Below are 20,204 nucleotides of genomic sequence, written 5' to 3'. Positions count from 1 at the left end.
ATTTTAGGAATATGAAAAATTAAAGAGGTCTAAAAGCAGTAATTAATATTCAATAATCAAAACCTATGCATATAAAATTACCAAAGTTAACTGTTCGCTGGCTCCTTAAAGCTTTGTTGCCGGTTCTTTTAATTTTTCTGCCGCTTATTTCATTCTCGCAGGAAACAACAGTATCTGGAACCGTTACAGAAGAGTCTACAGGAAATCCTTTACCCGGTGTGAATGTAATTGTTAAGGGTACAAACAATGGAACAACCACAGATTTTGATGGGAATTATGAAATTGATGTAGAAACTGGTGAAGTACTGCAGTTTTCATTTCTTGGCTTTATAAGCGAAGAACGAACTGTTAGCCGCCCCACTTTAAATGTTCGGTTAACTGAAGATACAGGCCAGCTGGAACAGGTAGTAGTAATTGGTTATGGAACCACTACTGTAAAAGATGCTACAGGTGCTGTAACTTCTGTTACTGAAGAAGATTTTAACAGAGGGAATATTGTCACCCCAGAGAACCTCTTAAGCGGCCGTGTTGCCGGATTAAGCATTAATACCGGTGGGGCCCCGGGTTCAGGATCCACCATACGAATTAGAGGAGGTGCTTCGCTTGGAGCATCAAATGATCCATTAATTGTAATTAATGGTTTACCGGTAGATAACAACACCATTGGAGGTTCCCGATCTGTTTTAAGTACTATTAACCCTAATGATATTGAGTCCTTTTCAGTTTTAAAAGATGCTTCGGCAACAGCTATTTACGGTTCCAGGGCTTCTAATGGAGTAATTATAATTACAACTAAACAGGGAGGCCGGGAATTTCGTGTAAATCTGGATACCCAAATAGGCATTAACTCCCTTGCTAATAAAGTAGATGTATTTTCAGCAGAGGAATTCAGGGAAATCGTTGCAGAACAACGTCCAGACCTTGTACCATTGCTTGGTGATGCAAATACAGACTGGCAGGAGGAAATCTACAGGACCAGTCTCAACTCCAGCCAAAACCTTTCGGTTTCGGGATCTATTTTTGAAAACACCCCTGCCCGGCTTTCTATTGGAAGAACTTTACAGGAAGGGCTAAGGTTAACCTCAAGATTTGAAAGAAATAACGCAGCACTTACTCTTAATCCGCGCTTGTTTGATAATCATCTAAAAATAAGCCTTAATGCAAATGGAACTTACGAAAAGAACAGGTTTGCACAGGGAGAAGAAGGTAATGCCATTACTTTTGACCCTACCCAGCCGGTTTATGATACGGAGTCTCCTTTCGGAGGGTTTTTTCAATATTACAATTTAAATGATGACGGTGTTTTGGATATTAATGACCTTACACCAGACGCTCCTTTTAACCCGGTTTCCAATTTACTTCAGCGAAATGACAGGAGCGAGGTAAAGCGCTTCTTCGGAAATGTAAAATTTGATTATCAGTTTCACTTCTTTCCAGATTTAAGTGCTGTGGTGAATTTAGGTTATGACGAGCAAAGGGCTGATGGATTTGTAATAATTTCAGATGAAAATCCTGTAAGCCAGCCCAACGGTGACTTTTTAGGTTCAGAATCAACCTATGAGAATTATCAAATGAATAAACTTTTTGATGGTTATCTTGCTTACGAAAAGGAGTTAGGTGAATTTGAGCTGGAAGCCACAGCAGGTTATTCTTTTCAAAAATTTGAAAGCAATCAATATATTTCCGGAGAACTGCGCAACGATCAGGAAGACAGTGAGCCGGTTTTGACCGTTAATACCGATTTGGTATTAATTGGTTTCTTTGCCAGAACAAATTTTTCTTTTCAGAATAAATATCTGCTAACATTATCTCTTCGCCGGGATGGTACTTCCAGATTTAGTGACGAAAACCGCTGGGGCAATTTCCCTGCTGCCGCTTTTGCTTGGAAACTTAACGAAGAATTTTTTCCGGAATCAGAAACTGTTTCCACTCTTAAGTTAAGGGCTGGATATGGGGTGACAGGACAACAGGATATAGGCCGTGACAACGCAGATCTTTTCCTCCAAAGATATGCCCGAGGATTACCTGCCTCACAATACCAGTTTGGCAACCAAATTATCCAGATTGGTATCCCCGAATACCGGAATGAAAACCTTAAATGGGAAGAAACCTCAACATACAACCTGGGGCTGGATTACGGAATTTTACAGGACAGGTTTTCAGGTTCTTTAGAAGCCTTTTATAAAGAATCCAAAGATCTTCTTGCCAATGTGGCTATATCAGATGGTTCAAACTTCAGCAACGCCGGATTTCAGAATGTAGGGAATTTTGTCTCAAAGGGAATGGAGTTTTCCATAAATGGAGATGTTTTTCAAGGAGGTGATGATAGATTTTCCTGGAATGTGAATTTTAACACCACAATTATTGATACTGAAATTAAAACCCTTGCTTTAAACCAGGATCAGCAGGTAGGGGAAATAGGCGGGGGAACCGGAAATACAGTACAAATCCACCGGGTTGGGTATACCCCCTACTCGTATTTTGTGTATAAGCAGGTGTATGATGAAGAAGGCTTGCCCATAGAAGGAGGCTATGCCGATCTAAATGGTGATAATCTCATAAATGATGATGACCGCTATATTTATCAAAACGGAACACCAGATGTTACCATGGGCTTTCTTTCCAATATGTACTATCGTGGATTTGACCTCTCCTTTAATCTTAGGGCGAACCTGGGGCATTATGTTTATAATAACGTAAATTCTTCCAGGGCGCAGTACAGGCTATTAGAAAATAATGCCGTGGTTTCCAACTTGCCGGTTTCGGTCCTTAATACCGGATTTACCACTACTGAGGATGTTATTTTATCAGACCATTATATAGAAGAAGCTTCGTTCCTGAAAATGGACAATATTACCCTGGGATATACTTTTGAAAACGCCTGGAGCAATAACTCTTCAGTACGTATCTCTGCCGGAGTACAAAACGTTTTTACCATCACCAATTATTCCGGCCTGGATCCTGAAGTTTTTGAAAATGGAATAGATAATACCCTGTACCCAAGGCCAAGAACTTTCTTTTTAGGAGCAAACGTAAGATTGTAAAAAGCAGACTATGAATAATATTATAAGAAAAATAAACAAATTAAGCATCCTGAGCATTTTCATACTGCTTTCAGGATGTACAGACGAACTGGATGTGGAACCGGGAGATCCTAATGCATTTCTTGCAGATGATTTTTATTCGGACCCGGAATCTTACCGGGAAGGCCTTGCCGGTGTTTACGCCAATTTAAGCCTTACAGGAACAGATGGCGCAGATAATTCAAATATTGCCGGCCTGGATGCCGGTACCAGCCAGTATGGCCGTGGTTTGTGGAATTTGCAGGAATTACCTACAGATGAGGCCGTATGGTCCTGGGAAAATGATCCTGGTTTAAGGGAACTAAACCGAAATACGTGGACAGCAGCAAACGTAGTTCTAAGGGGAATGTTTGGAAGAACAATGACTTCTGTAGCATTCGCTAACGAATATTTAAGGCAGACTTCAGAAGCAGCCTTGGATTCCCGAGGGGTAGACAGTCAATTAAGAGAAGAAATCGCTACTTATCGTGCTGAAGCCCGGTTTTTGAAGGCTCTTGCTTATTACCATATGATGGATTTATTTGGCAAGGCACCGTTTGTCACCGTAGATGATCCCGTAGGTGCTTATCAGGCACCTGTTTATGAAAGAACAGAGCTTTTCAATTACATTGAGTCAGAACTTCTGGAGATCATTCCACAACTGGAAGAACCCCTTCAAAATGAATATGCCCGGGCTGATAAAGCTGCAGCCTGGATGCTGTTGGCCAAGATGTACCTGAATGCTGAAGTTTATACAGGTGAAGCCCGATATACAGATTGTATTTCATACTGTGAAGATATTATAGGGGCCGGATTTAATCTTGCTCCAGATTATCTTAGCCTTTTTATGGCAGATAATGATGTAAGTGCGGCAAGAAATGAAATTATTTTTCCTTTAGTTTCCGATGGAGTCGTAACACAAAATTATGGCCCAACAACAGTTGTTATTAATGGCCAGGTAGGCTCTATTGAAGCCAATGCTGCAGATTTTGGGGTAAGCCCGGGATGGAACGGGGCGATAAGGGTAACTCAGGAATTTTCTGAAACTATGCTTAATGGCACCTACAATAACGACGCCCGCAATACTCTTGTTACAGAAGAAAGAAGCATCAATATCCCCGATATCGCTCAGCGAAATACCGGCTATATTGTTTCAAAGTGGTCCAATAAATCATCCACAGGAGAAGCAGGTTCTGCTTTGGAAATTGTAGACACAGATTTTCCATTGTTCAGGCTTGGTGATGTTTATTTAATGTATGCCGAAGCTCATTTAAGAGGTGGCGGAGGTTCCCTTGAAAATGCAGTGGCTTATGTTAATGAGCTAAGGGAACGCGCAAATAATCCATTAAGAGTGAGCGCGGGAGATCTGAACTTAGATTTTCTACTTGAAGAAAGAATGATTGAACTATATTGGGAAGCCCATCGCAGGCAGGACCTTATCCGCTTTAACAGGTTTACGGGCGGTGCCTATAACTGGTCCTGGAAAGGAAGTACCCCCAACGGGATAGCAATAGATCAAAATAGAAGATTATATCCTATCCCAAGTGCAAGTTTAGCGGCCAATCCAAATCTTACCCAAAATCCCGGTTATTAATATTAAACAATAAAAAGATGAAAAGAGCATTTGTATATATATTTTCAGTTGTAAGTCTTCTTGGGTTTATTTCCTGCGAAGAAGAAGACAGCCTCAATTTTACGGCAGTACCAGATCCCGAAGGAATATCATTTGAAAACTCCTTCCAGCCTGAATATCTACTTTCTGAAGAAACAGAAACTAATATTGCTGAAAGATTTTTTTGGAACGCTGTAGATTTTGATGCGCCCGTAAATGTAAGTTATGATTTACTGGCCTCTACAGATCCGGATTTTACTACATCAGAAATTATAGGAACCAGCACCAGCACCAATCAGGCTGTTACAGTGGAACAATTATTAGGTTTTGCAGAGGATATGGGATTGGATAATGATCCTGAAACCACCGCAGAAGATGGTTTGCCCAACAATATGGGGGAAGTATATTTTAGGGTTCACGCCTATACCGGTACGGGAGCAGCAAACAGTGTAGATGTGATGTCCGACATTCAGCCAATTACTATAAGGTGGATTGAGCGTGCACCAGAAGGTGCTGGTTGTGACCCAATTTATATAGTTGGAGCAGGCGCAGTAGATGCAGGTTGGGAATGGACCTCTCCCATTGTATTTAATTGCGATAATAGCGTTTACACAGCCAGCTTAGAACTTACAAACGACACCTTCCGTTTCTTTGAGACAGAGGGAGATTGGGATTCTGGCATGAATTATCCTTACTTTATTGAAGAAGGTTACACCATAGATCCGTTGTTTGAAAATGCCGAAGATGGTGACAGTAACTTCTACTTTAACGGAACGCCCGGAATTTATACTGTTGTGGTTAACGACAATGAGAAGGCAATTAGCGTAGAAGCATCCCAGGCTTACATTATGGTTGGCGATGCAGTACCCGGAAGCTGGAGTTTTGACGGAGCAGTACAGGCAGAAGAAACTTCACCGTACATCAGGACAGCTACTTTGCCTTTTACCAGCGGAATCTTCAGGTTTTTTACTGAAAGTGGAAATTGGGACAGTGGCCTTAATTATACCTATTTTGAAGATCTTGGCTACACCATAGATGATGAAATTGTTTCTGCGGAAGATGCCGATGGAAATTTCAGTTTTGTTGGAGAACCTGGTTCTTATACTATTACAATCAACAGCCAGGAAAAAACGATCACCCTGGAATAAAACAAAATTGCTACAAATAAACAGGGAATAATTTTGCATAACGCCCGGTTATTCCCTTCTCAAACGAATCAGTATGAAGATGTTTAGTATAATGTTGTTGCTTTTTATGGGAATATCCTGTTCATCTGGTGATAATAATGATGGCGGAATTACTTCTGATGATGATCCAACAGGAGAAGTACCCGGAAATGAAGAAGAAGAGGAAGAAGAGCCTGGAGAAACCCCTTCCGAAGAAATCAGTTTCTATTATGGGGCAGATTTGTCTTATGTAAACGAAATGGAGGATTGCGGCGCAACTTATTATAACCACGAAGGAGAAGCCCAAGACCCCTACAGTATTTTTAAAAATGCAGGGGCCAATCTGGTACGGGTGCGTCTATGGCATAATCCGCAATGGACTAATTATTCCAATTTTGAGGATGTTAAAAAATCCATTAGCCGCGCAAAAGAACAGGGAATGCAGGTTCTGCTGGATTTTCATTATTCCGATAACTGGACCGATCCGGAGTCACAGGAAATTCCCGCAGCCTGGGAAGATGAAATTGATGATACGGAGGCTCTGGGGCAATTGCTTTATGATTATACATATAACACCTTGAATGATCTGGCTGAGGCCGGTTTGTTACCTGAAATCGTTCAGGTAGGTAACGAAATTAACGGAATGATACTTCAAAAAGGAGAACTGGTATGGCCTATAGATTGGGAACGGAATTCCTACCTTATTAATTCGGGGATAAGTGCGGTAAGGGATATTTCCGAAGAAAAAGAAGCCGGTATTGAGGTGATGTTGCATATCGCCCAGCCTGAAAACGGACTTTGGTGGTTTGAACAGGCTACAGAAAACAGGGTGACAGATTATGACTGGATTGGTCTTTCATATTACCCTATCTGGTCTGACTATGATTTAAACAACGTTGCTTCTGCTTTTGAAACACTTATTAATACATACAATAAGAAATTGATGGTAGTGGAAACTGCATATCCCTTTACTATGGAAGATGTAGATTCCGCAAATAATATTCTTGGAAATGATGCTTTAATAGAAGGTTATCCTGCTTCACAACAAGGGCAGCTGGATTACCTCAATAAGCTTCAGGAGGTAATTGCTGCGGCGGGCGGAGAAGGTTTGGTGTATTGGGAACCTGCCTGGGTTTCTACAGGTTGCAATACCCAGTGGGGCACTGGATCACATTGGGATAATGCCACACTATTTGACCATAATAATAAGGCTGCACTGGGAATGCAATTTTACCAGGCATCAAAAAAAGATTAAGAACTCAATAACTGTTTAAATGAAATTCTGCATACCAGGGAAATTGACCCTAATTTTAATCTCCATATTTTTTTCAACATTTTCCACAATTAATGCGCAGCAGCGGGAAATTTTCAATCTTCAGAAAGAATGGAAATTCACAAAAGGAAATCCTGAGCATGCCGCTACCAGTAATTTCGATGATTCCAACTGGGAGCAGGTGCGCGTTCCTCACGACTGGGCAATTTCCGGAGATTTTATTACAGATGGCGATGGCAGCACAGGAAAACTTCCCTGGAAGGGAGAAGGCTGGTACCGTAAGGAACTAAAAATTCAGCCTTCCTTTAAAAACAAAAAAGTGCAGCTTATTTTTGACGGGGTGATGGCTTTCCCTGAAGTTTATATTAATGGGGAGCTGGTTGGAAAATGGGATTATGGCTATAATTCATTTTATCTCGATATTACCGATTATCTCAACTTTGAAGGTGAAAATATCCTGGCCGTGCATGCCAGCACCAAAGAACACGACAGCAGGTGGTATCCCGGGGCCGGGATTTACCGCAAGGTGCAAATGCTGGTGACCAATCCGGTTCATGTAAGTATTTGGGGTACCTATGTTACCACCCCAATTATAAAATCCCATTATGCAGATGTAAGAATCAGCAACAATATTGTTAACAATTCTGCTGAATCCGATTCCATCCGGGTGGAGCAATTAATTCTTGATCATCAGAAAAATGAAGTCGCCAAAAGAAGCATCACTAAAACTATAAAAGCAGGTGATGATAAAGATTTGGAAGTTACTTTACAAGTGACTAATCCTCTTCTCTGGGATACACAAACACCAAACCTCTATACCGCACTTACAAACGTTTATCAGAATAATAAACTTGTAGACAAAAAAGAAACAACTTTTGGGATTCGGACTATTGAATTTACCGCCAACGATGGATTTTACCTGAACAACAAGAGAGTGCAGTTAAAGGGTGTAAACCTCCATCACGGCCATGGGCCGCTGGGAGCAGCTTTTTATCCTCGTGCTGCTGAAAGGCAACTGGAAATCATGAAAGCAATGGGTGTAAACGCCATAAGGAACAGCCACAACATTGCCGCGCCCGAGCTATTGGAACTTTGTGATAAAATGGGTATCCTTTTTTTTGATGAAATTTTTGACAAATATGATGCTAAAGCAGATATCACGGATACTACCGACTTTGATAATTTCGCCCACAGGAATATACGGAATTTTGTAAGAAGAGACAGGAACCATCCATCGGTTTTTATCTGGAGCGTGGGCAATGAAATACACGATGTGCAGGCCAATATCAATAATGGCTTTAAAAGGCTGCATACTATGCTGAATTATGTAGATAAATACGATCCTACACGACCTACAACTCTTGTAAATGACCAGATGGCAAATGCAGCTTTGCGACATTTTGATTATTACGACGTACACAGCTGGAACTACGGAAGACGCTACAGGCTTGCCCGCCAGTTAGAGCCGGATAAGTCGGTGATCATCAGCGAATCGGCATCTACGGTAAGTACACGCGGATTTTATGAATTTCCGCTTGCGGAAGAAAAAACCGATTTCACCAAATCACTACAGGTGAGTTCTTATGACCTGAATGCTCCTGAATGGGCCGAAATTTCAGATGACGATTTTATGTGGCAGCAGGAAGAAAATTATATCGCAGGAGAATTTGTATGGACCGGCTTTGACTATTTGGGAGAACCAACACCTTATACCAATGCAGAAGTAAAGAAAATGGGAATGAAGGATAAAGCTGCGGCGCGTAGCTCTTATTTTGGAATTGTGGATATGGTGGGAATTCCCAAAGACAGGTATTTTCTCTATAAAAGCTACTGGAAGCCTGAAGAAACTACTGTACACATACTGCCGCATTGGAACTGGAAAGGGAAAGAAGGAGAAACCGTCCCTGTTTTTGTATACACCAACGGTGATTGCGCCGAACTTTTTATAAACGGCAAATCCCAGGGCAAAAAGTGTAAAGACCCGGTGTCTTCCAATTCTACAGAACGTTTTAGGTTAATGTGGAAAAACACCAAATATCAGCCTGGAGAGGTAAAGGCTGTTGCCTATAAGAATGGAGAGAAAATAGGAGAAAATACGGTGAAAACTGCCGGGGAGCCACATCATATAAAACTCTCGGCAGACAGGACTAGAATTCAGGCCAATGGAATGGATTTGTCTTACATTCTCGTGGAAGCTTTTGATAAAGATGGGAATCCGGCTCCCCTGGCCGATAATTCCATAGCAATTAAAGTGAGTGGTAAGGGGCATCTTGCCGGTGCGGGGAATGGTAATCCGCAGTCTTTCGAACCTTTACAAGACGATGAGGTAGACCTTTTCTACGGAAAAGCAATGATTATTGTGGGCTCAGATTTTGATGCCGGGACTATTAATGTAACCGCGCAAACAAAAGGCATCGGGAAAGATTCGGTTAAAATAAACGTAGAATAAATTAAAGAGTATTCCAGTTAAAAGGGATTTAAACTTTCTCTTTAAACTGCATGGAAATTTCAACTATGAAAAGAGAACAAAAAATATTTCAAATAGCTGTTTTCCTGCTTCTGGGGATTTTCAGCAGACTTTCAGCTCAGGAAAACAAGCAGCATGGCAACGCCTATGTAGATGATAAAGGGGTAATACGCTGGGAAAATACGAATGAAGAAGTAAAAGGCTTTGGAGTAAATTATTCTGCCCCTTTCGCACATGCCTATCGAACTGCAAAAAAATTAGGCGTGGATATAAAGGAAGCCATAGATAATGATGTATATCATTTTTCAAGGCTGGGATTTGACCTTTATCGCATTCATGTTTGGGATACAGAAATTAGTGATGAAGAGGGAAACCTGCTGGAAAATGAACATCTGGAAACCTTCGATTATCTCCTGAAACAGCTAAAGGACAGGAATATCAATTTTATGATTACGCCTATAGCCTACTGGGGCAATGGCTGGCCGGAACCCGACGAAGACACTCCCGGATTTTCAGATAAATATGGCAAAGCAAATAGTTTGACCGATCCTGGCGCAATAAAAGCGCAGCAAAATTACCTGGAACAGTTTCTAAATCATGTGAATCCCTATACCGGCGTTGCCTATAAAAATGAATCTAATATTATTGCTTTTGAAATCAGCAATGAACCTCATCACAAAGGAACTCCGGCTGAAGTAACTGCATTTATAAGTAAAATGGTGAAGGCAATGAGGAGTACAGGATCGGAGAAGCCAATTTTCTACAATATTAGCCACAGCACTCACCTGGCCCAGGCTTATTTTGATGCCGATATTCAGGGTGGGACTTTCCAGTGGTATCCAACAGGGCTTGGATTTCAGAAAGAATTGGAGGGGAATCTTCTTCCTAATGTGAATGAATACAATATCCCTTTTGACGATGTAATTATTGAAAATAACGGCGCAAAAATAGTTTATGAGTTTGATGCTGCCGATGTTTTTAAATCTTACATGTATCCCGCAATGGCTAGGAGTTTTCGCGAAGCGGGAATCCAGATTGCCACGCATTTTGCTTACGATCCCACTTTTATGGCCTATGCCAATACGGAATATAATACCCATTATATGAACCTGGCTTATACTCCAAAAAAAGCTTTGGCTTTGATGATTGCTTCCAAAATATTTCATGAAGTCCCGATGAACAAAGATCCTGGAACCTATCCTGAAAATCTGAAATTTGGCAATTTCAGCATAGATTATAAAAAGGACCTGGCAGTATATAATTCCGCAGAAGAATTTATTTATACAAACCATAATGTAGTGGAGCCAAAATCAGCAGAATCCTTGATCCATCTTGCCGGGTATGGAAATTCCAATCTGGTGGAATATGAGGGTACAGGAGCTTATTTTATTGATAAACTGGAAGACGGTGTGTGGCGTTTGGAAGTGATGCCCGATGCTTTTAATGTGAGCAATCCATTTGGAAGTAACAGTTTGGAGAAGATAATCTCGGTTATAAACTGGGAAAGCAGAAATATGACTCTTAGTTTGCCGGGCCTCGACAATTTTTCTGTTAAGGCTTTAAATGAAGGTAATTCTTTTTCTACTGAAGTTAATTCCGGATCATTTTCAATTAGGCCGGGAACTTATCTTTTAATCAATTCCGGAAAATCTTTTTCAGACGATATCTCAAATTTGACAAATATTGGCCTGGAAGAATTTACAGCGCCGGAAACTACGGTAGAACAAACATATGTAGTGCACGAACCACTTCAGGAAATTTCAGAAGATTCATTTTTAGAGATTTCAGCAGAAATTATTTCCAATACTAATATAGAAAAGGTAACCGTGGCGTTGAGAAATGGTAATTCCTTTGAGAATCTTGAACTTCACCATAAAGCACCCTATAATTATTCCGCAGAAGTCCCCAAAAAATTGCTAAAACACGGTTTTCTCGAGTACCAGATAATCGTAAATACGCCGGAAGGTAGCCAAACTTTTCCTTCGGGAGTGGATGGTAGCCCGCGCGACTGGGATTTTTATGATGAGGCTTCCTACAGGCTGAAAATTGTAAAAAATGAGAGTCCGCTTTATATTTTTAATGCTTCGGAAAATGCCAATTATGTGGTTGCCCCCTGGAATCCCGGAAACAATGTGGTGCCTGCAAATAATCCGAATGAGGCGGAATATCAGGTAAATGTGGAGCAGCTTTTTGAAGAAGATGCGGAAAATCTGGATGCTGAACCTGTTTACGATTATTCCTTCCGTTATAATTTCCAGGAAAGAATAAAAGGCAGGCTGGAAGAGCTGCCGGCGAAGCAGGAATTAGTTATAAAGGCCAGGTCGCTGAATGATAAACCGGAAACACTGCAGGTTGCTTTGGTGATGGATAACGGAGCAGCATTTGGCAAAATTATTAAGCTGACTCCGGAAATTGAAGAATATCGCGTTAGTTTAGAAGAGCTTCAGCCTGTAAAAACGGTAACTCTGCCACGACCATACCCGTCATTTGTGCCGTACTATTTTGATCATAATTATAAAGGAGAATTTAATCTGAAAAATACTGAAAGCCTCCAATTCTCCATTGGCCCGGGAATGGAAGGGGAAGAACTTAAACAGGCGCACGGAGTAGGGATTGTGAGTGTGAGATTGCAGTAAATATGCTTCTAAAATATTCTAATTTTAATGTACAACCACTCCAAAAAGCAGGATTATTTTTAACAATTCATAAGGTTAGTATTTAGCCTCGCCAAAGAATAGTATCATCCTCCTCGTTTACCAGTTTTTGATTCTTAATTACCTCCAAGGCCGGCTCCATGAATTTCATATTTTCCCGGGAAATTCTGCTGAAACCAAGCATTTTTGCCACTTCTTTAAAAAGCACATCTTTTGGAACTTCAATATTACTTTGAAGTATTGGCAAAAATCCATACGCAAGTTCCTCTGGTGCTATAGAGGATGGATGCCTCTGGTGACCTTCTGGAGGTAATCGAAGAGCCGTAATAGATGCCACATCTTCTGGAGAATTCCAAAAGAATATCTGTCCCCTGGATTTTGTTTTATAAACATCTTTAGAACAATAATCCAATAACTGGTCAATCCGGTTTCCTCTGCGCGCAAATCCCCACGAACGTGCTATGATAGAAAAACATTCCTCTCTGGAAATGGGTGCTAATCTATCCACCATCTCCCTAATTTGAAGTTTTATTAGAGAGGAATTTTCAAAAAACTCACCTTGAGGCGTCAATTCTACTACTGAAGGGTCATAAAGTTGAGCATTTGCATCTGTCTCCTCATGTTGTTCAGGCAGGACGGCCTCCTGCCCAGATGAATTTTTCTTTTCAGATTCGGCAATATCTACTTCTTCTAATGCCTGCTTTATAGCCTCCCGGGGCGCTGCTAATAACACTTCTAATTCCTGGTGAAGCTTATCCATACATTTTTCATTATCATACCACCAGTCGGTCGACCAAATCCTAAGTATGTTCCAACCCAGCCCTTCTAACACCATCTGTCTAAGAATATCCCGATCGCGTGCCGATTTAGCTGAATGGTAACGTGCACCATCGCATTCTATACCTGCCAGGAATTGTCCGGAATATTCGGGATGCACCACCCCGAGATCCACCCGATAACCCCCAACTCCTATCTGTGTTCGTACTTCCCAGCCTTTTTTCCTAAGTGCCTCAGCAACCTCTTTTTCAAAAGGTGAATCAAATTCATTTTCATCATTAACCCTTTGTTGACGAAGAAGCGCCGTATGACCTTCCTGTGCATAAAGTAAATATTCCTTAAGAAGTCGAAGACCTTCAGAGCTGCTTGTGCTCACATCCAGTTCTCTTGGATGAAAATTGGAGAATATTTCCACCTCATACCTGGCACGGGTAACTGCGACATTTAATCGACGTTCCCCTCCGGAATTATTTAAAGGACCGAAATTCCGGCTAATTTTGCCAAGACTATCCCTTCCATAGCCAACGGAAAAGAGAATTACATCTCTTTCATCTCCCTGAACATTTTCCAGGTTTTTTACAAATATATATTCAGGATTGGCGACATCGAAAAAGCTTTCAAACTCCGGTTCCTTCTGCAGACGTTCATCTATCAAATCGCTAATAAGAGTAGCCTGTACTGAACTAAAGGTTACTACACCAATAGAGCCTGTGTTTCCTTCTTCTTTGAGTCTGCTGAATATTTCGTCAACCACAGCATGAGCTTCCCCGGCATTTGTTTTGGATTTGCCCCTGTCATAATAAGCATTCTTCCCGGTTACTATTTTCAGAGAAACTTTATCATCTTCAGTATTACTTGCAGGGAAAGTATAAAGGCGATTGTCATAAATATGATGATTGGAAAAACTAATAAGACTTTCGGACCGGCTCCTGTAATGCCATTTTAGAAGCATTTCAGGATATATGCTTCCAAACATTTCCAGAACGCTCTCACAATCAATCTTCTCATCTGAATCATCTTCAGATTTCATACTAAAGAATGCAGTAGGTGGCAATTGTTTTGTATCTCCAACAATTATAGCTTGTTGCCCTCTGGATAAAGCTCCAATGGCATCCCAGGGTGGAATTTGCGATGCTTCATCAAAGATGACAATGTCGAAATCTGGGGAGACAGGCAGATATTGGCTCACCGACATTGGACTCATCAGATAACACGGTTTAAGGCTTTTTGCTACCGAACCAATAGAGTCTAAAAACTTCCGGATTGGCAAATGTCTTCTGCTCTTCTTGTTTTCCTTAACAATTAGGCCCACCGGAGTATCAGGTAAAATCAAATTTCCCATTTTGGGTTTATCAGAAGCTATTTTCCCGGAAAGTGCCTTTTCTGTATAAGTTCTGTATTTTTTATCTAATTCTTTAAAATGATTATCAAGTTTATTTAGCTGAAGTCCAGTTGTACTATTCAGAATTTCAGAAGTTTCATTTTTCTCTTGTAGCCATTGGCGATGAAAGTTATATTTAAAAATGTTACTAATTTCGGATTTCGGAAGCTCTCCTTTATCCACTTTTTCGAACAACGGCTTTAAACCTGCTGCCAAAAGTTCAGATTTCAAAACATTCATTGTTGTAATGTCTCTGAAAAGGGAAGAAGTTTTTCCAATAGCCTTAAGCCTGGTGTCAAGTTGAATTATATCCACCTCAAAAAATCCCGATTGTAGTTCAAGTTCTTTCCTAAGCGAATTCAGATTTGTTCTTAAGCCACCAAGTAATCTATGTTTTTGTTCCAGTTCATTTCTTACATCACTTGATCCTGATAAAGCCATAGAACGGTTTTCGATTATATTGCTAATAAAAGCTTTAGCAGAAGCTGCTTTTTCAAAATCTGATGAATAGAGGCTTATGAGATGCTTCCACACCTCTTCCGCCCAGGCCATCCCATTTCGGAATTTCTCATCTCTAACAGTTGATATTCTTCCCCTGTTGCTTCTTTTACAAAACGTGAAGCTGTATCTTCTTTTGCCAGGCCTTCCTGATATTTTATTCCAGCTACTAAATACTGATCATACTCATCCAGGGGCTGCAACTTATTTTTTACCAGTTTTTTAAGCCTTCCTTTAAATTGGAGTTTTCTGAAAAAAGTAATAAGGAAAAAGCCCTCTCTCGTCTCCTGTAGCTGTCGCTTTAATTCATAAAAATTAACATTAAAAATCTCGGGTTGAAAGATCTTATCTAGCTTTTCTTTAAATTCTGCCTGATTCTTTAGATGCTCTATATTTTCATTAAATTCATGTTGAAATTTTTGGAAATCCCCTTGATTAAGAAACTTTGAAGTAATATCGGGTGTAATCAGGAGTTTAGCGGTAAAATCGGCAAGGTTTAACCAATTGACGATTTTCCAGTCCTTGTTGATTGGGACCTTCTGATTGATATCTGAATGCACTTTATTCAGCTCTTCAATCTGAGATTGGATTTTATTAAGTAAATCAACCATTAAATCTTCTGTGCGGCTATTCCATTCCTTCTTTTGAACCGCGGCCCAGGCCAGGTATTCTTCACTGGTGAGCGTTTCAGCGAACTCTTCCCAATTCTTTAATTTAAAAACAAGTTCTCTTAGTTCTGCAAAAGGATAATCCAAAAAGCTTTTAAAATCAAGCTCAATATTTGGCAGATCCTGATTCCTGGAAGCCACCCCAAAAGCTTTATATGCCGAAATACCTGAAGAACTAACTTCATGAAGTTCACGGAAATAGTTATTCAATCCATCTCTTGAACTCTTAAGTTCTTCTGACACCTGATCCCATTCACCGTTCAGGCCATTAGAATTAAATTCCAATGCATTGTAGAAACTTTTTACCACTTCCTTTTTCTCTGATTTCTTGGAATGTAGCTCCAGGCAAAACGGACCAATACCAATTTCCTGTAACCTTCTATAAACCACTTCTAATGCAACTTTCTTTTCAGAAACAAAAAGCACCCGCTTACCAATTCCTATACAATGGGCTATCATATTAGCAATAGTCTGGGACTTTCCAGTACCGGGCGGCCCTTGCAATACAAAACTGTTGCCGTTTGCCGCTGAAAGTACTGCTGCCATTTGTGATGAATCTGCAGATAAGGGACAGTATATGTCTTTTGGATGAAGTAATTCTTCTACCTTATCTTCAGGAATAAATTCTGGAATTTCCTTAGGAATTTCGGAAGTCATTATTGTACGTATAACAGGGCTTTTGAGCATTTCCTCGTAATGATTATCCAGTTCTTTCCACATTAGGTATTTCTGAAAAGAAAACTCACTAAGCCACACTTCTTCCTTAACTTCCCATCCTCGTTTGTCCCGAATCACCTTTCGTATAATATCAAAAATCAAAGGAACATTTACTCCGGATTCATCCTCTGGAAGCGGATCAAGACCCGGAAAATCCATATTATAATCCTTCTTTAATTTCTGAAGAAGCGTGTGATTCATTACGGTCTCATCATCCCTGAGCGATAAAGAAAATTTGCCACCCACCGACTTCTTTTTAAGATTGACAGGAAGTAACAGCAGTGGAGACCTTCTTATTTGATGACTGCGATCTGTTTCTTTCCAAGAAAGAATTCCAAGGGCAAGAAAAAGGGTGTTTGCTCCAGTCTCTTCTTCTGCATTTACCACTGAACGGTAAAGACTATTTAGCAGTCCCTGAAACTTAGCTTCAGAAATTTTGGTCAACAGCTTTTTTCGTTCAAAATTTAAAGTGATTTGATCTGTTAAAATTTCCTGTTGATCCGTCCTATACAGGTTCAATGAACTTTGTTTCGGTTCGGGTAATATTTCGAAAGCTGCACCATCTGCAAGTATATCCTCTATTTCACTTGGATTATGGCAGAGAATTTCGACAGTCCCTTTGTTTGCTTTAAAATTTAAAAGGCGATTGCGAAAACTAAGATCCAGAAGCTTATCTTTCCATTTGTCCAGTTCTTGTTCCCGTGCCTCGATATCTTCAGGAATGTCAAAATCCTTGAATCGGCGCGTTTCCAATTCAGCCGCTTCTTTTCGTTTATCCCTTTTTGCATTCGGTTGTTTAGAATATAAACCTGAATCATTCAAAGGATGTATTCTCGCATGCCTCCGGCAATGTGTTACGTCTATGCCACATATAAAGTTTTCCTCATCCTCAAAATATTTTTTGCCAGCATTCTCCAATTGAGAGAATCCCGGATTTTTATCTGAAGTAGCTCCTGTAATTTCTATTGCTGCCATCTCATCCAGCTCAATCCTTTTTCTAAAAAACTGGGCATCTTCTTCCAGGGGTCGGGGCATAAACTTGTCTTCCAACCAAAATCCAGTATAGGCATGTCCCTGAACAATAAAAATAATGGAATATATTCCTGCTTGTTCCAAGCAGGAAGCATATAAAAGAGAAATATCTAAGCAGGTCGCCATGCAATTATTAAGAATTTGTTCTGGTGTCCTTACTTTTTGGCCTGAATCTTCAAAACTTGCAGGAGGCTCGGAATATGTAATATTTTCTTCTCGAATAGCTTGATAAATAGCTTGTGCTGTTTGATATACGCGTTCACGATCTTTTGTTTGATAGCTACTTAAGGCAGAGTTTCCTGTCGTTTCCTGAAGGAAATCTGCAGCTTTGCGATTGATCTGTTGAACGATCTTACTATTAGGCATGATATGACTGACTAAAAGTTCAAGGGGCGCTTGCTGACCCAGCCATACATTTTCCGGTTCGATTTCTATATCCTGATACATTTGCGATAGAATATTACCATTTTCATCCTTCAAAGCAAGCAAAATTCTTCCCCGAATCTTCTCATTTACTTTTTTGAAAAAGTCCCAGGAATGGCTTAAAAGGAGATTCTCCAGAACATATATTTCCTCAGGATGAATTGTAGAAATTCCTACTTCAGCGCTTAACACCCCCTCTGGATCTGAACTTATCTGCAGCTTTAAATTCTCCAACTGGTTTTCACTGCTATTTTTAATCTGTAATTGCTGAATTAAAGGAATACGGTTCTGGAGTAGGGCCAGGTTCATCCGTTCTCTCGCTACAAGCTCTAACTGAATATTCATAATAGTTGATTTAGGGATCTCTGATAAAGAATTCTTAGGTTTCTTAAATATTTAGAAACATTATGATGCGATAATGAAGTAAAGAGATGTTGTGGCATATTAAGACAAAGATCTTTGACAGGATCTCGATCATAACTTGAATACACGAATTTTAGAGTGTGTACATGCAAGAGACACAAGGATAATTCAATGTATCCTATAGCTGCAAATCGATCCTGAAACTCGTGATCATTACTAAACACCGAAACCTGGAAAAATACCATTAATAAATTCTGTTGTGGTATTGACATCTACTACTCTAAAATCTGCTTTACAGTTTCGGTAGGGACAAGAATGTACCGCAGATTGCTTAAAAGTAAAAAATTATCTTAAAATTTTACATGAAAAATAGGCTTTATTTCCAACAGACCGGAAAGGACATGAAAAAACCTTCTGTATAGGAAAAGTTATACTCCACAGGAGATAAAAAGAAACGATGTTCCACGTATCCCTCATTATTATTGATTCAATTTGGAAATGTGAATTACTAAAACAATGTTAAAAAAACCGTGTATGTGCAAATTATGTGCAAATGAAAAAAGGCTCCACAGGTAAAACCTTGTGAAGCCTTTGTTTATAGGTGGTCCCACCTGGGCTCGAACCAGGGACCCCTTGATTATGAGAAGTCAAAAATAGCCTACTCATAATTTTCATTTATTTTCGTTTATCTGATTATCAATGTTTTGTAAGTATTTATTTTTATTTTGGTTTCTTTAAATTACCTTTATTTATTAATTTGTTGTACATATGTTGTACATAAAAATGATGGGAATTTAAATATAAAGCTATGGCTTCAATTAAAACCATCCTTCGGAAAACTTCACTAAGAAACGGAAAATACCCAGTTCTTTTAAGGGTAACCAAAGATCGTAAATCTAAGTTTTTTGGGACCCCATTCGAAGCTCAATTAAGTGAATGGGATTCTAAATTAGGAAGATTTAATAAAAAGTTTACTCAGCAACTTAAGTCGAATCGATTAATAGGAAAATTTGAAGATCGTGCTTTAGAAGTCATTAGTGAACTGGGAATGAACCAGGATTTCTATACCCTGAATGATTTTGAAAAGAAGTTCAGGTTACAATCAAATCCCGAAGCTTCAAATATATTTTCATTTTGGCAAGAGCAAATTGATGAATTTAAAGAGGCAGGGAGAATGAGCAATGCAGCCATTTATCACCATACTAGGAATTCAATGCAGAAATTCGCGAAACAAAAGTCTCTACATTTTTACGAAGTGACCCCCACCTTTTTAGATAAATATGAAGTCCACCTTAGAAATAAAGGTGGAACCGGTGGAGGTATTGGCGTTAAAATGAGAGCTATCCGAGCTTTATTCAATGTGGCAATAAAAAGAGGTATAATAGATGAAAAACTATATCCTTTTAAACATTATAAGATTTCTAAACTAAAAGGTAAAGCCATTAAAAAAGCCCTTAATATTGAAGAGGTTCATAACCTGCAAAATTTAGATTTGAGTGATAAACCTCATTTAGTCAATAGTAGAAATTATTTTATTTTTAGCTTTTATACCAGGGGAATGAATTTTGCTGATATGATGAGACTGAGATGGGAAAATGTTTCCGGCGATAGAATTCATTATACCAGAGCCAAAACCAAAGGGAATTTCATCATTAAAATTATGCCACCGGTAAAAGACATACTTGACTATTACCGAAAAAATAAAAAACCCTTTATATTTCCAATAATCCTTAGAGAGAAACTCACCCCCAATCAATTAAATGACAGAAAAAGAAAAACCCTGAGCAAGTTTAATAAGGATTTAAAGGAATTAGCAAGTCTCGCCGAAATAAATAAACCCCTTACGAGTTATGTCGCCAGACATAGCTTCGCCAATTGCTTAAAACAAAAAGGAACGGGAACAGATATCATAAGCGAATCTCTAGGTCATCAAGATATTAAAACCACCAAAGCTTATCTAAAAGAGCTGGATACTGCAATACTGGATGAAGCAAGTGAATTATTATTACAATAGGTAAAGCTTCTATAGACTATAGACACTATCCCGTAAAGTGTGTAAGTTTTAAATAAAGGGGTTTGGCTTTATTACTTAAAGTCGAACCCTTTCTTCA

General features: G+C 39.6%; 9 protein-coding genes. 7 read left to right on the top strand and 2 right to left on the bottom strand.

Annotated features, from left to right (window positions below; genetic code table 11):
• The first annotated feature begins 65 nt into the window (after positions 1 to 65).
• The 6 genes from AB8M93_RS12005 to AB8M93_RS11980 all read left to right on the top strand — a co-directional run bounded on the left by AB8M93_RS12005 (position 66) and on the right by AB8M93_RS11980 (position 12,216).
• Positions 66 to 3,044: a SusC/RagA family TonB-linked outer membrane protein gene (locus AB8M93_RS12005; RefSeq protein ID WP_373057957.1), complete on the top strand. Its 2,979-nt coding sequence runs from the start codon at positions 66 to 68 to the stop codon at positions 3,042 to 3,044.
• A gap of 10 nt (positions 3,045 to 3,054) precedes the next feature.
• A complete protein-coding gene (locus AB8M93_RS12000; RefSeq protein WP_373057955.1) occupies positions 3,055 to 4,656 on the top strand; it encodes a RagB/SusD family nutrient uptake outer membrane protein in 1,602 nt (533 codons plus the stop codon).
• Between the two features lie 17 nt (positions 4,657 to 4,673).
• Complete coding sequence (locus AB8M93_RS11995; protein ID WP_373057953.1) at positions 4,674 to 5,822, top strand: SusE domain-containing protein; 1,149 nt, start codon at positions 4,674 to 4,676, stop codon at positions 5,820 to 5,822.
• A gap of 73 nt (positions 5,823 to 5,895) precedes the next feature.
• Positions 5,896 to 7,095 carry a glycoside hydrolase family 53 protein gene (locus tag AB8M93_RS11990; RefSeq protein WP_373057951.1) on the top strand — a complete coding sequence of 400 codons (1,200 nt, stop codon included), beginning with the start codon at positions 5,896 to 5,898 and terminating at the stop codon, positions 7,093 to 7,095.
• Positions 7,096 to 7,114: 19 nt separating this feature from the next.
• Entirely contained in the window at positions 7,115 to 9,562 is a 2,448-nt protein-coding gene (locus AB8M93_RS11985) for a glycoside hydrolase family 2 TIM barrel-domain containing protein (RefSeq protein ID WP_373057949.1), read from the top strand.
• 65 nt (positions 9,563 to 9,627) lie between these two features.
• The gene (locus AB8M93_RS11980) at positions 9,628 to 12,216 is read left to right on the top strand and encodes a cellulase family glycosylhydrolase (protein WP_373057947.1); all 2,589 of its coding nucleotides are present in this window, start codon (positions 9,628 to 9,630) and stop codon (positions 12,214 to 12,216) included.
• An 82-nt stretch (positions 12,217 to 12,298) separates the two neighbouring features.
• On the opposite strand, the gene AB8M93_RS11975 is transcribed toward AB8M93_RS11980, so the two are convergent.
• Both AB8M93_RS11975 and AB8M93_RS11970 read right to left on the bottom strand, forming a co-directional pair.
• Positions 12,299 to 14,944 carry an AAA domain-containing protein gene (locus AB8M93_RS11975; RefSeq protein WP_373057945.1) on the bottom strand — a complete coding sequence of 882 codons (2,646 nt, stop codon included), beginning with the start codon at positions 14,942 to 14,944 and terminating at the stop codon, positions 12,299 to 12,301.
• Positions 14,908 to 18,075 (bottom strand): DUF4011 domain-containing protein, encoded by a 3,168-nt coding sequence (locus tag AB8M93_RS11970; protein ID WP_373057943.1) that lies wholly within the window; start codon positions 18,073 to 18,075, stop codon positions 14,908 to 14,910. Before AB8M93_RS11970 ends, AB8M93_RS11975 begins: the two co-directional genes overlap by 37 nt.
• Before the next feature lie 826 nt (positions 18,076 to 18,901).
• Here AB8M93_RS11970 and AB8M93_RS11965 point away from each other — a divergent pair.
• Positions 18,902 to 20,107 (top strand): site-specific integrase, encoded by a 1,206-nt coding sequence (locus AB8M93_RS11965; protein ID WP_373057941.1) that lies wholly within the window; start codon positions 18,902 to 18,904, stop codon positions 20,105 to 20,107.
• The last annotated feature ends 97 nt before the right edge of the window (positions 20,108 to 20,204 follow it).

This window comes from Autumnicola aciditolerans (assembly GCF_041679265.1).
Taxonomy (GTDB): domain Bacteria; phylum Bacteroidota; class Bacteroidia; order Flavobacteriales; family Flavobacteriaceae; genus Autumnicola.
The sequence above is the reverse complement of the archived record's forward strand: the minus strand, read 5'-3'. Positions and strand labels throughout refer to the sequence as shown.

Bases quoted from the DNA above. Each gene is read 5' to 3' on its own strand.
- AB8M93_RS11995 (WP_373057953.1), top strand. From the start codon at position 4,674: ATGAAAAGAGCATTTGTATATATATTTTCAGTTGTAAGTCTTCTTGGG.
- AB8M93_RS11975 (WP_373057945.1), bottom strand. From the start codon at position 14,944: ATGGCCTGGGCGGAAGAGGTGTGGAAGCATCTCATAAGCCTCTATTCA.
- AB8M93_RS11990 (WP_373057951.1), top strand. From the start codon at position 5,896: ATGAAGATGTTTAGTATAATGTTGTTGCTTTTTATGGGAATATCCTGT.
- AB8M93_RS11985 (WP_373057949.1), top strand. From the start codon at position 7,115: ATGAAATTCTGCATACCAGGGAAATTGACCCTAATTTTAATCTCCATA.
- AB8M93_RS11980 (WP_373057947.1), top strand. From the start codon at position 9,628: ATGAAAAGAGAACAAAAAATATTTCAAATAGCTGTTTTCCTGCTTCTG.
- AB8M93_RS12005 (WP_373057957.1), top strand. From the start codon at position 66: ATGCATATAAAATTACCAAAGTTAACTGTTCGCTGGCTCCTTAAAGCT.
- AB8M93_RS11965 (WP_373057941.1), top strand. From the start codon at position 18,902: ATGGCTTCAATTAAAACCATCCTTCGGAAAACTTCACTAAGAAACGGA.
- AB8M93_RS12000 (WP_373057955.1), top strand. From the start codon at position 3,055: ATGAATAATATTATAAGAAAAATAAACAAATTAAGCATCCTGAGCATT.
- AB8M93_RS11970 (WP_373057943.1), bottom strand. From the start codon at position 18,075: ATGAATATTCAGTTAGAGCTTGTAGCGAGAGAACGGATGAACCTGGCC.